Source organism: Halohasta sp. A2 (genome assembly GCF_056175805.1).
Window position 1 is genome coordinate 1 of the sequence record NZ_JAQFWV010000003.1, and the last position, 14980, is coordinate 14980.

At 59.9% G+C, this 14980-nt stretch carries 12 protein-coding genes; 4 read left to right on the top strand and 8 right to left on the bottom strand.

All coding sequences use genetic code 11. The features are described from left to right. Positions 1-400 precede the first annotated feature (400 nt). Genes O2S87_RS01535 through O2S87_RS01545 form a run of 3 tightly spaced genes read right to left on the bottom strand, consistent with a single transcriptional unit; the run spans position 401 to position 4010 of the window. A complete protein-coding gene (locus tag O2S87_RS01535) occupies positions 401-1864 on the bottom strand; it encodes an ethanolamine ammonia-lyase reactivating factor EutA (RefSeq protein ID WP_475407039.1) in 1464 nt (487 codons plus the stop codon). A gap of 27 nt (positions 1865-1891) precedes the next feature. Further along, positions 1892-2641, bottom strand: coding sequence for an ethanolamine ammonia-lyase subunit EutC (gene eutC, locus O2S87_RS01540; RefSeq protein ID WP_475407040.1), 750 nt, complete (start codon positions 2639-2641; stop codon positions 1892-1894). Next, the gene (locus O2S87_RS01545; RefSeq protein ID WP_475407041.1) at positions 2631-4010 is read right to left on the bottom strand and encodes an ethanolamine ammonia-lyase subunit EutB; all 1380 of its coding nucleotides are present in this window, start codon (positions 4008-4010) and stop codon (positions 2631-2633) included. The genes eutC and O2S87_RS01545 overlap by 11 nt, the downstream gene beginning before the upstream one ends. Positions 4011-4269: 259 nt before the next feature. Here O2S87_RS01545 and O2S87_RS01550 point away from each other — a divergent pair, with 259 nt between their 5' ends. Then, complete coding sequence (locus tag O2S87_RS01550; RefSeq protein WP_475407042.1) at positions 4270-5343, top strand: FAD-dependent oxidoreductase; 1074 nt, start codon at positions 4270-4272, stop codon at positions 5341-5343. A gap of 52 nt (positions 5344-5395) precedes the next feature. Here O2S87_RS01550 and O2S87_RS01555 read toward each other — a convergent pair whose 3' ends face one another. After that, entirely contained in the window at positions 5396-5674 is a 279-nt protein-coding gene (locus O2S87_RS01555; protein WP_475407043.1) for a DUF7513 family protein, read from the bottom strand. Continuing rightward, positions 5671-7245 carry a Na+/H+ antiporter NhaC family protein gene (locus tag O2S87_RS01560; protein ID WP_475407044.1) on the bottom strand — a complete coding sequence of 525 codons (1575 nt, stop codon included), beginning with the start codon at positions 7243-7245 and terminating at the stop codon, positions 5671-5673. The genes O2S87_RS01555 and O2S87_RS01560 overlap by 4 nt, the downstream gene beginning before the upstream one ends. Positions 7246-7717: 472 nt before the next feature. Here O2S87_RS01560 and O2S87_RS01565 point away from each other — a divergent pair, with 472 nt between their 5' ends. Beyond that, positions 7718-8455, top strand: coding sequence for a lycopene cyclase domain-containing protein (locus O2S87_RS01565; RefSeq protein ID WP_475407045.1), 738 nt, complete (start codon positions 7718-7720; stop codon positions 8453-8455). Beyond that, positions 8452-9525: a Brp/Blh family beta-carotene 15,15'-dioxygenase gene (locus O2S87_RS01570; RefSeq protein ID WP_475407046.1), complete on the top strand. Its 1074-nt coding sequence runs from the start codon at positions 8452-8454 to the stop codon at positions 9523-9525. Before O2S87_RS01565 ends, O2S87_RS01570 begins: the two co-directional genes overlap by 4 nt. An 84-nt stretch (positions 9526-9609) precedes the next feature. On the opposite strand, the gene O2S87_RS01575 is transcribed toward O2S87_RS01570, so the two are convergent. After that, entirely contained in the window at positions 9610-10374 is a 765-nt protein-coding gene (locus O2S87_RS01575) for a cobalamin-binding protein (protein ID WP_475407047.1), read from the bottom strand. A 204-nt stretch (positions 10375-10578) separates the two neighbouring features. On the opposite strand from O2S87_RS01575, the gene O2S87_RS01580 reads away from it, so the two are divergent. Continuing rightward, positions 10579-11580 (top strand): transcription initiation factor IIB, encoded by a 1002-nt coding sequence (locus tag O2S87_RS01580; protein WP_475407048.1) that lies wholly within the window; start codon positions 10579-10581, stop codon positions 11578-11580. Positions 11581-11661: 81 nt separating this feature from the next. On the opposite strand, the gene O2S87_RS01585 is transcribed toward O2S87_RS01580, so the two are convergent. Both O2S87_RS01585 and O2S87_RS01590 read right to left on the bottom strand, forming a co-directional pair. Further along, positions 11662-13419, bottom strand: a complete 1758-nt coding sequence (locus O2S87_RS01585; protein WP_475407049.1) for a sensor histidine kinase — start codon at positions 13417-13419, stop codon at positions 11662-11664. A gap of 116 nt (positions 13420-13535) precedes the next feature. Continuing rightward, positions 13536-14891, bottom strand: coding sequence for an MgtC/SapB family protein (locus tag O2S87_RS01590; protein ID WP_475407050.1), 1356 nt, complete (start codon positions 14889-14891; stop codon positions 13536-13538). Between the last annotated feature and the right edge of the window lie 89 nt (positions 14892-14980).

A 14980-nucleotide genomic window follows, 5' to 3' on the forward strand; every position in this document is an offset into this window, starting at 1 on the left:
TTACACTGTCGTATTGTTGACCGCTTCGACTTCATATCGACAGAAGGCGTCCAATTGCATACAACTTTCACGGAAACTGGACGGAGAAAGCACCGAGAGTGCGATTAATTAGCGGCGCAACGAGGCACATTGAATATAAACGGTGCAAACCGAAGAATCAGAACATAGGTTGCAGCGAAACCCGCGAGAACGAGTGTTGCAACGAGAATTCCTCGCCGTCTATCTTTTGGTGAGGAAAAGACGTTCATACGGAAACAATCTGCAGTAGGGTGTATTAGTCTTGGTAAACTCCCTCGTCCTACTCACAGCCTTCGTCGACTTCTTGAGGGTAAGCTTTCCCGCTTCAACGACGCGCGTTGTAGGCCCAGCGGTGGGATCGTTGCACCTCAATACGGATGTATTATGACCCGAATACAAGCGTTTTCACCACTGCCGGAACCGTCTCGCCGTGCACAAGTGGTTCACCGATATCGAGATATGCACCGGTTCCAACTACGAGTTCGTCGATCACTGTGAGCGGCCAGTCCGCACAGCGAACACTCAGTAACTGCCCAAGCGCCTTCGCACAGTTCTGCTGGGTGACGACGACAATCGGGACCGATGGGGGATAGGTGTCCTCCAGCGCCGCTGCAAATGACGCTGCAACCTCTTGGAGCCGGTTGTATGAGAGGCCACCAAAGTCGTCGACCGCGATTGCAACGCCGCCGACGTCTCGAACGTCATACCGCTGGGTCGCCTGCGAGAGAACCGTCGAAAACGCCGCGGTGAGTCCGTCATCGTCGACCTTGGCCAGCGAGCCAGCAGAGATCACTGGGAGATTGCGCAGCGGGAGGAGGTCGACATGGATAAACACGGTTCGGCCGCTGAGTTGGGTCGTGTGGGTTCCGGCACCGATGACGGTCGCACGCAGATCCTCCGAGAGCCGTGTTACGGTCAACTCTGCGTCGACAACTGCCTCCGCAAGCGCTTGGGCAAGCAAGGGCCCGAGGTCGTCGAAGACGAACGGATCGGGACCGACTGCCGAATCGATGTACTCGCCAACCAACCGGCCGACACCACCCGTAAAGACGACCGCATCGAGCGACTGGGGCTCATCCGGGAGCGACCCGATCGCCAACTGGAGGGTGAGCCGGTCGTACGGCGGTCCGGCAAGCGAGTCGATCACGAGACTCGCCATCGCAGAGGCAAGCGCGGACAGCGTGTCCGGGTCGACTTGGTCGCCGACCGAGAGACCGAGGCCGTGTGCCTCACTGATCGTGCGGGCTGGATCGGCCAGTTTCGTGAGTGTCCCGTCGGCAACGCCGACTAACCGCCCACCGACGTCGAGACACCGGGTTTCGACCACGGTTTCGGCGTCGAAAATTGCGGTGTTGGTCGTACCGCCGCCGACGTCGACGTTGGCCACGGTCGTCTGAGTCTCGGCTGCGTGGGCGGCCGACCCAGCGCCTTGGCCAGCTAAGATCGCCTCAAGTGCTGCGCCAGCGGTGGCGACGACGAAGCTACCGCTCTCGTCGGCGAGTCGGTGAGCCAGCGGCTCGGCGTTCGCGGTGCGGGCCGTCTCACCGGTGACGATGACCGCACCCGTGTCGATCTCTGCGGGAGCAACGCCGGCTGTATCGAGGTCGTTGGCGATGAGATCGGCGACCGCGTCGACGTCGACGGTTTCGGGGTCGACGAGTGGGGTTTCGTGAACCGGCCCGCGAAAGTGAACCGTCCGATCGCCGATCGCGAGTTTTTCGGTCCCCGAAACGCCGTCGGATTCGACCGCCAGCTCGCTGACGACGACGTGGGTCGTTGTCGTCCCGACGTCGATCCCGACGCTTGTCAGCGTCGACGTGGAATCGGTGGGTGAGTCAGACACCATCGATACCCTGCTTCGGTGTGTGGACCATTAGCCCTTCGCGAACTCGCGGTCTGCAGCCGTAAGGTCGAGACCGCTGGCCTGTTTGTCACACATCTCGGCGATGAGGTCGACGATTTCGGCACCGGCTTCGACCGGTGGCAGCCCGCCGGCATGAATATTGGAGATGACCGTTTTCTTCGCCGTCGGCGTTCCGCGCTCGGGATCGTAGACCATGTACGCGCTCAGACTTTCGGCGGTCGCCAGTCCGGGCCGCTCGCCGATCAAGATCAGACAGCACTCGGCGTCGAGTTCCTCGCCAATGGCGTCCATTACGTCGACTCGACCGTAAGTGACGAAAATTGGCGTTCCAACGTCGAGCCCACGCTGGTCGAGTCCGTCAGTGAGAATCGACAGGAGATCAGGAACGTTTCGCTCGATAGCCGTCGAGCTCAAACCGTCGGCAACGATCAGCTGTACCTGCGGTGCTTGCTGACACGACTCGCGAAGCCGCTCGGCGGTCTCCTCGGAAATCTCTTGGCCCTTATCGGGACGGGCGAGATAGTCGTCTTTGTCTTCGACCAGTGTCTGGATGGCAACGAGCCCCATCTTCTCGACGAGGTCGTCGCTGACGTGACTGTGGACCGCATCACGGGCGACGCCGTGATCCGAGCGGAATTCGAGCAACGTCGACGTTCGCGGTCGCGAACCCGCCCGGCCAACGCCAAGCCGAGAGGGGTTGCGGTCGGCAATGCGGTCGAGGACTGTGTCGTGGTCGTCCGATGAATCGTTAGTTGCCATTGGGTGGCCCCTCAGTGAATATCGTTGGATCGCCCGCTTTCTCCGTGAGTCTGCCCTCGCGCATGATACCCATCTCTTCGAGCCACTGTTCGAAGGCGGCCGCTGGCCGGAGGTCGTGTAATTCCCACAGCGAGGCGGCGTCGTGGTAGCTGTTGGATTGGTAGTTGAGCATCACATCATCGCCCATCGGCACGGTAATGAAGTAGTTCGAGGCCTTCGAGAGCAGCATCGCCAATCGTTCGATATCGTTCTGGTCGGCCTGAATGTGGTTGGTGTAGCAGGCGTCGATGCCCATCGAAATACCGTGCAGTTTCCCCATGAACACGTCTTCGAGCCCGGCGCGAATCACCTGCTTGCCGTCGTACAGGTACTCGGGGCCGATGAAGCCGACAACCGTGTTGACGATGAACGGATCGTACCGCTTGGCGAGGCCGTAACACCGCGCTTCGAGCGTTACTTGGTCGACTCCATGGTGGGCGTCACCCGAGAGTTCGGAGCCTTGGCCGGTCTCGAAGTACATGACGTTCGACCCTGCCGAACTACACTGGTGTTTGCCGAGTTCGTAGGCCTCATCGAGCATTGCGACGTCGACACCGAACTCGTCGTTGCCGGCTTCGGTCCCCGCGAGACTCTGAAAGATCAGGTCAGCGGGCGCACCCTCACGGATGGCATCCATCTGGGTTGTCACATGTGATAGACAACAGTTCTGGGTCGGAATGTCGTACTCGTCGATGATCCCGCGGGTCGCCTCCAGTATCTCGGTCGTCGTTCCGACGGTGTCGGTCACCGGGTTGACGCCGATAACCGCGTCGCCAACGCCGTAGGCGAGTCCCTCGCGGGTCGAATCGAGGATGTTGTCGATATCGTCTGCCGGGTCGTTCGGTTGTAAGCGAAACGAGAGTCGACCGGGCTCGCCGATCGTGTTGTTACAGCGGGCGGTCACCGTGATTTTCGAGGCAACCAACACGAGATCCATATCCGACATTAGCTTGGCGACCGCCGCGATCATCTCGCTCGTCAGACCGGGGCGGATGGCGCTGATGTCCTCGTCGGTCGTCGTGGAGTCGACGAGGAACTCACGGAGTTCACCGACCGTCCAGCCGGCGATTCGCTCGTAGACCGGCTCGCGGACGGCGTCTTGGATCACACGGGTCACTTCGTCGTCTTCGTAGGGGACCACCGGATTCTCTCGGAGTGTTTCGAGTGTGAGATCGCTCAGTGCGTCTTTGGCAGCAACACGTTCGGCATCCGACCGGGCAGCGACACCTGCAAGCTCATCGCCGGTCTTGCGCTCGTTGGCTTTGGCGAGGACTTCTGTCACCGAATCGAACGTCGTTCGCGCGCCACCGATTGCGGAGGTAATTGCCATTCTTTTCCGTATGGTGACTCTTTATCCACTCTCTTCAATATTTGTGGATAGTTACCAAACATCAGTTTTCGCAGAGAAAGTAGAGTTGTTCATTTTGGGTGATCTATTGGAATCTGCGAATAGATCGTTCGTCAAAGCTAATAAAAACTCAAAAGAAATTCGGCATTCCAGTCAATTTCTTTCGAAATTACTTTTTGTTAGAACACGTGGACCGGTAGCCACGCAATAGTTAATCCGGCGTGGTTATTTCTACACAACGATGGAGTACTCGATTATCGGTGGCGGTGTCCAAGCGCTGTCGACGGGGATTTTGCTTCAGTACTTGGGTCACGACACGAAGTTAGTGAGCGAGTCGTTTTCGTACATCGACGGGGCAGACACGCCCACGGTCTCGACGGACTATGCGGCCGCTTCGATACATCCCGTCCATATCGAATCCGAGTATTCGGAGGACGAACTCATCGCTCGTGCGGAGTCGACGTTCAAACCCTTTTATAATATGGACGGAATCCCGGTTCGAAAACACACCCACTTCTACCTCCACGAAGACCCATACGAGGCTACTCATCCCGCTCGGATGGAAATAGAAGACGTGACCGAGTTCGATGGAGACGTACCGTCCCGAGGGGGCAAAGAGGTCCGTGGAGGGTACGTCTGCAAGGAGTATTTCGTCGAAATGCCCGAATACATCCCGCAACTGTACGCCGCGTACACGAATCTCGGGGGGTCGACTGAGAGACGGACGGTGAAACCAGATGAAATAGGCGAGCTGGACGGTGAGGCCGTATTCAACTGCTCCGGCTACGGTAGCCGCGAGTTGTTCGACGACGAGTCGATGAAGGCAATAAAAGGCCATATCCTCCAAGTGCCGTACGATGGAGACGAACCACTTCCGTTCGCATATACGTACACGCCCTCGGGTTCCAGCAACTACGTCTACATGTATCCGAGAAAAGAGACCGTGCTTTTCGGTGGCACCTACCTACGGGGCGACATCGTCGACGGCGAGTGGCGTGGCGAGTCTCCCGAAAACCCGATCGTGGTCGACGGCCAGACGATCCCTGAACGACTGTACACCGTAACGAAAGACGTGATGAACGAGTACGTCGATGTCACCAAAACCGAGTTGAACGTCACGTACGGGTACCGGCCGTACAGAGCCGACGGAATGCGGATCGAGAGAGAGAACCGTGTTATTCACAACTACGGCCACGGCGGCGGTGGTGTGTCGATGTCTTGGTGGTCCGCCTTGAAAGCCGTCCAGCACGTTGCGGACGTGAGCCAAGCGACCCTCCCCGATATCGCCGAGGAGATAGCGCGATCAAGCGCTTGAGTCTCTTGCGCACCGATATGCGGAGAGGGGCCGTCAAAAAAGGGGACGGGACTCAGCCAGCGTACGAACTTTCGCCGACAGTTTCGATGTAGCTTCCGTACCCGACCGAAGATTCGGGTTCGAACGACGTTATCTCTACACGCACCCGTTTTTCGAGAACGTCGTTTGGAGCCGCTTCAACTCGGAGGATCGTGTTTCCGATACGAGCGAGGTATGTCTCGGCGCTCTCGTCGTACTCGGTAACGAAGACCTCAACGGTTTGACCGACCGTGAGCGCAGGCGTCGACGTCCGGAACGACCAGCCAGCGAGATACTTCTTGAGGATGCTCATACGCGAGACACCTCCTCGGATTGGCGATCGATAAGGTACTCACGACCGAAGCCAGTTGCCGCAGCGAAGACGAACACCGCGACGAGAAGCCAACCGTGGAACACGAACGGTACGACGTCGACCGGGTTCACGATCATGCTCTGTTCGAACCAGTCGTACGTTTCCGGAAGTCCCTGAATGGAGGTGTAGCCGACGAGAACGCCACCGGACCACGGGAAAATGTATCCGAGCGCGGAGGTCTGAGCGTCCAGAATGTTCGCACGCCGGTAACCGTTGATGTTGAACCGCTCGCCGAGTTTGGAGATGTACGGACCGATCGCGATCTCTGCCGCGGTGTTGATGGTGATCGCGGCGTTGATCAACGCCGTCGAGCCGACCATCGTGAGCTCTGCGCGCCGAACGTTCGTCGCGAGTTTGTCGAACGACCACTCTAAAAGTGCATCGAACGCACCACCGCGGATCATGATCTGTGCCCCAGCGATGATGAACAACACCAGAATACTCAATGTGAAAAAGCCGGATGCACCGTTGACGAGGCTTCCACCCACGCCGACATCTGCGGTCTCAACGATTTCGAGAAACGGCAGAAACGCCATCGGTTCGGCGAGCGGCGCATCTGCGGGCGCACGAAAGACGAGTATCTCGGAGACCGACGTGAGGCCGAGAAGAATATTCATCACGATTGCAGTAACGATCCCCCACGAGATCGCTTCGATGATGTGACGGCCGGAAACCGCGGTAACAATGACGACACCCATCGACAATAGGTGAATCAAGCCGATCGGCTCGCTGTCTCCGATCAGTATCTCTCGTGCTTCAGCACCGACTTCGAGACCTGGCATTACAGAACTCGCGAGAATGTAGGCGGGGAGTGCAATGCCCGCCGCGATGATGGCATACTTGAACCGGGAGGCAACGACGCCGCCGATATCGGCGTCCTGGGTAACCGCACTCACGATAGTGGTATCACTCACGGGTGCGAGGTTATCACCGAACGCCGCGCCCGATAGAATCGCGCCGAACAGCAGCGTCGGATTCGCGCCGAGGAGGACTCCTGCAGGGAAAAACAGCGCCGCGAACGCGACAGAGGTCCCGTAGCCGGTTCCGATTCCTGTCGCCAACACCGCCGCGAGAATGAATGTCGCAGCCGGAAAGAGCACGGGTCCGACGCCGGTGACGTTTGCGAGCCACACAAGTCCGCCGACGAACTCGCCTGCCTGCATCGTCTCTGCGAACATCCCGGCCCACACCCACGCGACGATTGCTGTCGCAGCAACGGGTTGTGTCATTCCTTCGAAAATGGTACTCGCGTAGTTGCGCCACGAACCCTTCACGAAGAACATCGCGACGATCAGTCCGAGCAACATCCCGAGAACGAGGCCTTCCTCGCTTGACACGCGCCACAGTGCCGTTTGTGCGATCGCCCACACAATGAAAAACAAAAGCGGAATCGCGCTCATCCCTCGACCGCCGTAGAACTCTATTGCGTGGTCGCTTTCGGTTGCTGGGCGGACGAACTCGTCAAGAGAATTCCTCTCTTCGTCTATTCGTTTCCGTTGATTGTCTTCCATTGCACTTCATGACTTTATTACTATATTATAAAAAGCTAACACAGGTATTTTGTCAAATATGCCAGTAAAACAGGCTCGTTGGGCAGCACTTCTTGCAAATTAGGATGGGTGCTCATATACAGCACATCGTGATTTCAGACCGTCGCTTTGATAGCGTGTTTGAGAGCTTGTCGACTGGGTTTTGCAATCACGAGTTTACAGAGCGGCGTCAGTCTACATCGAGGAGCGATTCGAGCACCTAGATCATCCCCCGCTCGTACTACACGCGCCCTAACCGAGTCGATGAGATCTCCACGAACAATGGTTTCAAAGGCAGATGTCGTTTTGACAGCTAGAGTTTTGACAGCTAGAGTTTTGACAGCTAGAGTACTCACCAAGGCGGAGCCCGAACGGGTATATTCGTTGAGACAGTACAGTCGACAACACCTGTTGGAGCGCTCGGTGTGGCCAACTGGCGTCGACTGGTCGAGTCATGATCCCTCCGGAAACCTACCTGCAGTTCCATACAGTCGCCATGCTGCCCCCGATTATCGGACTGGGGTTGCTTTCGTGGCGTCGACCGTCCCGCTACCCCCGGAGCGGAGCGATCAGTGGCGTGGTCTGTATCACACTTCTGGCAGTGATCTACACGCTTCCATGGGACGCGTACCTCATTCGACGCGGCGTCTGGATCTACGGCGAAAACGTGGTTCGCGGTCGGCTTTGGTCGGTGCCGATCGGTGAGGTGCTGTTTTTCGTGCTGCAGCCGCTTTTGACTGCCCTCTGGCTCTCGCGACTCTCGCTTCCGACTTCGCTGGCACTCGGTCGCCCACTCGGTGAACGTGCTGTTGGCGCGCTTGCAGGCGTCGGCATCGGAAGCTGCGGCATCGGGTTGCTGGCGACCGATACAACGCTCTATCTGGGGGCGATCCTTGCGTGGGCGGGTCCGATCCTCGCGATTCAGTGGGCCTTTGGCTGGAAACAGCTCTGGGAGGCCCGCCAGACGGTCGGGGTGGCAATTGCCATTCCAACGGCCTATCTGTGGCTCGTCGACTGGGTAGCAATCTCGCTCGGACTGTGGACGATCTCGCCGCAGTACACCGTTGGGTTCGTGCCGTTCGGCCTGCCGATCGAGGAGGCCGTGTTCTTTCTGGTGACGAATCTGTTCGTCGTCCAGGGACTGGTGCTGTATCAGTGGCTGCTGGCCAACTGGAGGCCCTCGACAGTATGACCACCGACACAACACCGTCCCGAAGCCAGGCGGTTTTCGGGTTCGCGTTCGTCTTCCCGTGGCTCGCCGTTGGTGCAACAATAGCCGCCATACTCGTGTTGGGTGAGCCTCCTCGAGGGACGCAGCTTCTGGTGTTCGGCGCGAGCATCGTCTTTTTCGGGCTCCCGCACGGTGCGGTCGACCATCTCACGCTGCCATGGCACTACGACGAGCCGCTGACCCGGCGGTGGCTGGGGCTCGTCGGTGGGCTGTACCTCGTTGTTGGACTCGCATATGTAGGCCTCTGGTTTCTCGCGCCCGTCGCCGCGTTCGTGGTGTTCATCCTGCTGACGTGGCTCCATTGGGGGGCCGGTGACCTTCATCCGCTCGTCGACTTGGTCGACTCGACCCATCTCCGAACACGGCTGTCGAGAGTGTTGACGGTTGCAGTCCGCGGGTCGCTACCGATGGCCGTTCCGCTCGTGGCGTTTCCTGGCGAGTATCGCTGGGTTGCCGAGCAGCTCGTCGGTCTGTTCGGTACGGTCGACCTCGCCGTGGTTGATCCGCTGTTCGCGGTGACAACGCGAGCGGTCGTCGCCGGAGTCGTCGCCACGCTGATCGTGGCTTCGCTCGCCGTCGGCTATCCTGGCGCTGAGAATCGACGCGCGTGGCTGGTCGACGCGGGCGAATGTCTCCTGCTTAGTGGCTTCTTTCTGGTCGTCCCACCGATTCTCGCGATCGGGGTGTTCTTCTGTTGTTGGCACTCGGTGCGCCACATCGCCCGACTCCTGTTGTTGGACGATGTAACGGCCACCGCACTCTCGACCGGCGGTCTTCGGGGCGCGCTGGCCCGCTTCGGTCGACAGGCCACTCCCATGTCTCTCGGTGCACTCGGTCTCGTTGCTGGGCTGGCGCTTGCGGTTCCGGTCGCCCCGGTCGGCTGGGCCGATCTGTTCGCGATCTACCTAGTCGGCATTGCCGTGCTAACTGCGCCGCACATTATCATCGTCACCTGGCTCGATTTCGCAACCGGACTCTGGGGTCGACCGTCTCCGAGCGATGAGACTGCGTTCAGCCGCCTATTTGATTGACATGTTCTATGCCCTGAAGGGCGGGTTTTAGCCTTGCGTCATTGATAACGCCGCCAGAGAGCCACCGGCTGCAGCCGCCGTCTCCTAACTAGTCTTATCGACAGCATGGAGGCGCTCGGCAAGCAGTTCGATTCCGTCGATCAGTCGTGGGCTCGGTTGATTGAGCAGCGAATCGTCGACGACATGAACGGACGCATCGAGATCCCACCCACGATCCCGAAGGCGGTCGGGCGAGACCCGATCGCCCATCCCGCAGATGTGGAGGACGGCGTGATCGGGATCGGCCGTGACGACGGTCTCGCGGTCGACTTCCTGCGAGCGCTCGCCCGGGTCGACGAACGGGTAGCGACCACCGGCGGCCTCAATCGCGTCGGGCACCCAATTGCCAGCGGCCATCGGCGGCTCGGACCACTCCTCGCAGTAGACGACCGGCCGTTGACGATTGCCATCATTGTCTTTCTGTACACGGTCGACCCGCTCGTCGACCGCCGCCAGTCGACGCTCGGCGTCGGTGCGGAGGTCGGCTCCAGCGTCGGGGCAACCGACGGCCGTCGCTAGCGCTTCGAACCCCGACAGCACATCGGCGAGTCGACTCGGTTCGGCATGATGGACCGAATAGCCACGGTCGACGAGTTCGTCACGGATTTCGGCCTGGAGCGCGTCGTTCGTACAGATCAGATCCGGTGAAAGTTCTTCCAGCTGGTCATACTCCGGGTTCAGCCAGCCGCCGACCACTGGACGGTCGAGTTCACAGTGGGCCGTGACGCCAACGAGACGGTCAGCGAGCCCGAGCGCCGAAAGGGTGGCCGTCGCACTCGGAGCCAACGAGACGATTCGACGCGGAGTCATACCCCGACTTCGGGGCCCACAACCGAAAACCGTCCGATAGTTATCATAATTTTGATGGTAAACTATCAGGGTTGTTCAGCGCAGTTGGGGCGCTCTTCGTGGTGCTCGACCCGATACCAAACTACTTAAGTAATATTCTGTCTTCTTGTTGGCAACGACCGCACCCGTATTTTTATCCAGGGTAACGGGAGCGATGAGTACACAATGAGTGAACGAACGTTTACGACGACTTCCGGCCGCTCGCGGTCCCGACAGCGGCATAACAGAACAGCCTCCGAACAAGAATCCGAGTCCGAATCCGAACGTGATGGACTCGTATGCCCCGAATGTAGTGGTAACGTCATCACTGACGACGAACACGGCGAAACCGTCTGTGACGACTGCGGGCTGGTTATCACCGAGGACTCGGTCGACCGCGGCCCCGAGTGGCGTGCGTTCGACAGCGCCGAAAAAGACCAGAAATCCCGCGTTGGTGCGCCGACCACCAACACGATGCACGACAAGGGTCTGAGCACCAACATCGACTGGCGGAACAAAGACGCCTACGGCCGATCGCTCGGTGCCCGCCAGCGCCAGAAAATGCAGCGGCTCCGCAAATGGAACGAGCGCTTCCGCACCCGTGACTCCAAAGAGCGCAACCTCAAGCAGGCACTCGGCGAGATCGACCGGATGGCCTCGGCGCTCGGCCTGCCGGACAACGTCCGCGAGACTGCCTCCGTGATCTACCGCCGCGCGCTCAACGAGGATCTCCTGCCGGGCCGTTCGATCGAAGGCGTGTCGACCTCGTGTGTGTACGCGGCCGCACGAATGGCAGGCGTCCCCCGAAGCCTCGACGAGATCGCGGACGTCTCCCGCGTCGAGAAAAGCGAGATCGCCCGCACCTACCGCTACGTCGTCCGCGAACTCTCGCTCGAAGTCCGACCGGCTGATCCCGAACAGTACGTCCCACGCTTTGCCTCCTCGTTGGATCTCTCCGAGGAGTCCGAAATGCGCGCCAAACAGCTCCTGAAAAACGCGAAAGAACAGGGCGTCCACAGCGGCAAATCGCCGGTCGGCCTCGCTGCCGCCGCGGTGTATGCGGCCGCACTCCTGACCAACGAGAAAACCACGCAGGCGGCGGTCTCGGAGGTCGCCGACATCTCCGAAGTCACCATCCGAAACCGGTACCACGAGCTGCTCGAAGCCGAAGAAGAGATGCTCGTCTAAGCGGTCGACAACCGCAAGCCATTTTTACTGATTTTTCGACTATCCGTACTGTCGAGTCATTCGGTCAGCGAGTAGCCACTATTACGTCGATACTGTCGACACTGAATCGATGTCCGTATCCAGATTCGAATCGGCTGTCGATTCGTCCTGTGTCTCTTCAGGACGGTACACCGACTCGTTGGTTCGGATTTCGAACCGGGCCCCACCGTCTCGGCCGTCGGTTGCGCGAATCGTCCAGCCGTGGGCGTCGACGATCTCCGAGACGATGCTGAGCCCGAAGCCCGTCCCATTTCGGGAGGTCGTATAGCCCGACTCGAAGACCGTGGCGTGGGCCTCCTCGGGAATGCCCGCACCATCGTCTTCGATGTAAAACCCAGCACCGGTATCGAGCGGTCCGACCGAGATGGTGACCGTTTTGCCACCGTGTTCAACGGCATTTCGAAATAGGTTCTCGAACAGTTGTCGGAGGCGGTCGGGATCGGCCTCGACTGTCAGATCGTCGTCGACGATGAGTTCGGCTTGGCCCACGTCGACCATCGCCCAGCACGAGCGGGCGATTTCGCTGAGCGAAACGGGCTCGGTTTCGTCGATGGGCTGGCCCTGGCGGGCCAACGCGAGCAGGTCCTCGATGAGCGTCTCCATCCGATCGAGGGCGGTTTTGACGGTTTCGAGCGGCTGGCTGTCGCCGGTTTCGCGGCTCAGATCGATGTTGCCTTGGGCGATGTTGAGCGGGTTGCGCAGGTCGTGCGAAACCATGCCAGTGAACTGCTCCAGACGGCTGTTTTGGTACTCGAGTTCGAGTCTGTACTGCTCCTGTTCGGTTACGTCTTTCAGTGTGACGAGCTGACCGAGCCGGGCGTGGCTGGTCGCGAACTGGTTCGACAGTACGCTGTAGTATCGCCGTTGGCCAGCTACCATCCGTTCGAGCGGTGTGCCAGTTGCCAAATAGGTGGTGACTTCCGGGAGAACCGTCGACAACTCCGCGTCGACAGCCCCATCGAGTTCGGAAAACAGGTCGCGGGCGCTCGAATTGAAATCCCGGATGTGGTCCTCGTCGTCGAGAACAATCACCGGGTCGTCGTACTGGCCGGCCAGCTGGATCGTCTGGAACCGATCCGTGTAGATGAATAGCGTTCCGACCGCGAACGCGGCGACGCCGAGCGACGAGTAGCCGATGTCGAGAAACCGCGGGCTGGCCGTCCCGACGATATCCAACGCGACCGGCAGCCCCGTGAGCCCGACGAGAACGATGAACGGTTTGGTGTCGTAGTCGACCTTGGCGAACAGTTCGAACAGCATGAACATCCCGACCAGCGCCAGCGAGTAGGCCAACCCCATCGCCACCCAGTGGAGCACGCCATGATCGATGAAGAGGTGTGGAAACGGCGTCGTCACGAACTCGGCCGAAAAGTACAGCCCGTGGAGCGGGTTGGTGAGTTTGATCGCGACGATCACGAGATAGACGCTGACCGCGAGCCGCCGATAGGTCGTATTTCGGTGGAGCGTCCGGCCGCTGTAGGCCGAACACAAGTAGAGCCACGGCCCGACCGTGCTCAGACCGACGATGAGGCCCGCCATATAGCTCGCATACTTGAGCGAGGTCGACGGGGCAGCGAGATAGCCGACGTGGAACGTCGCCCAGAGCCCACTCGTGACGAGCAACGCAACGAGCCCACGGCGTGTGTCCGTATTCGTGATCTCGGTCGCCCGGCCGAGGCTCGCAAAGCAGGCAATCGCGGCGGCTCCGAAAACAACCAGATAGATCGATAACAGCGAGACAGACCCCTGAAGACCAGTCGAGACAACCGAGGTGATCTCGGCAGCGTGTTCCACACTCATAGTATCGATAACACGTACCGTATTCATACAGTACTGCGCAGGTTCACGAAGAACGAAGACATTCGGACACATAAGTACGTCCACTTCGCATCAGCGCCGTGGACCGAGTGCCAGAACTAGCCGCCGAGCGTGAGAACGCCGAGTCCAACGGCCGCGGCGAGCCCCACCAAGACGCTGCTCCACAGCGTGACCGCACGCGAGAACGGTTTCGGGCCGGCCGTCGACAGACCGACCTTGACGACGATACTAGCGGCAGTCGCGAGCAAAATCGCCACAACGGCCTCTGGGCCATCGATGGTACCCGACCGAAACAGCAACACGGTCGACGTCGTCACGCCGGCCGACGAGACCAGCCCGGAAACCAGCGCGCTGACGTAGAGCCCCGCGGTGCCGAACTCGGTCTGGGCGACCGAACTCCCGGCGAGAATAACGAGGAACACCGAGCCGAACGCGAGCGCGTTCCGGAGCGAAAACGGGCTGGCGAACTCCATGTCGACCTGTTGGCTCCAGTCGGCGATGAACCACGCGATGACGAAGCTTCCGAGCACGATCACGCCCAATGGGGCGACAACGGTGTAGAGAACGGCACCGGCCGAGAGCGTAAAGACGACCGCAATGGCGAGATTTCGGAGCGCCATTGCGGCGTTGGACAGCAACACCGCCGCGACGCCGTACTGGACGGCCTCGGCGTCCTGTTGGACGTGATCGAGCATCGCGCCGACGACCGCCGCCGACGAGGCTAACCCCCCGAAAAAGCCCGTGACAGCGATACCTCGTCCGCCGTAGCTCCGAACCAGCGCGTAGTTGACCATGCCAATGGCTGCCACTGTGACGACCATCAGCCAGGCGATCCGGGGCTCGAACGGAACCGGACCAACCTCGATAACGCCGTACGGAAGCAGCGGGTAGACGACGAACGCGAGGATAGCAAACTCGATGGCCGACTGGAGCTCGATGCGTGAGAGTCCGCCGGCCAGATCGTGAAGCTCGCGTTTGAGCACGAGCAGCGTCGACGAGACGACCGCCACCGTGACGCCTTCGAGCACGAAGCCGGCCGCAACGAGAATGCCAACCCCGTAGGCGACCAGCAGCGAGACCGCGGTCGTCAGCGAGAGCGACTCGGTTTCGCTGGCCGACCGAAGCCCTTCGATGCCCAGCAAGAACCCCTGAGAGATGACGAACAGCCCGCCGACACCGATCAGAATCCCGCCGTACTCGGTCGACTGGGCGACGATCGTGAACACCGCACCCAGCAGGCAGGTCAACGAAAACGTGCGGATGCCCGCGGGCTTTTCGGACCACTCGCGTTCCAGACCGAGAAACAGCCCAAGCACCGCCGCGATAATGAGCTGGAACACTGGTTCGTCGAACGAGAGCCCGAAGAACGCCCCCGTTTGAAGTGCCGCGGACCACGTCTCGGGCTGGAGACTGACCGCAGAAAGCGGTTGTGCATCGATGACGACGTGACCCATTCGTCGACCATTGATCTGCGCGGTGTTTAAGACTCCGCCGACTGAGCGGCGCAGTGAACGGGTCGACGGTGGCTGAGTCGACATGCTTT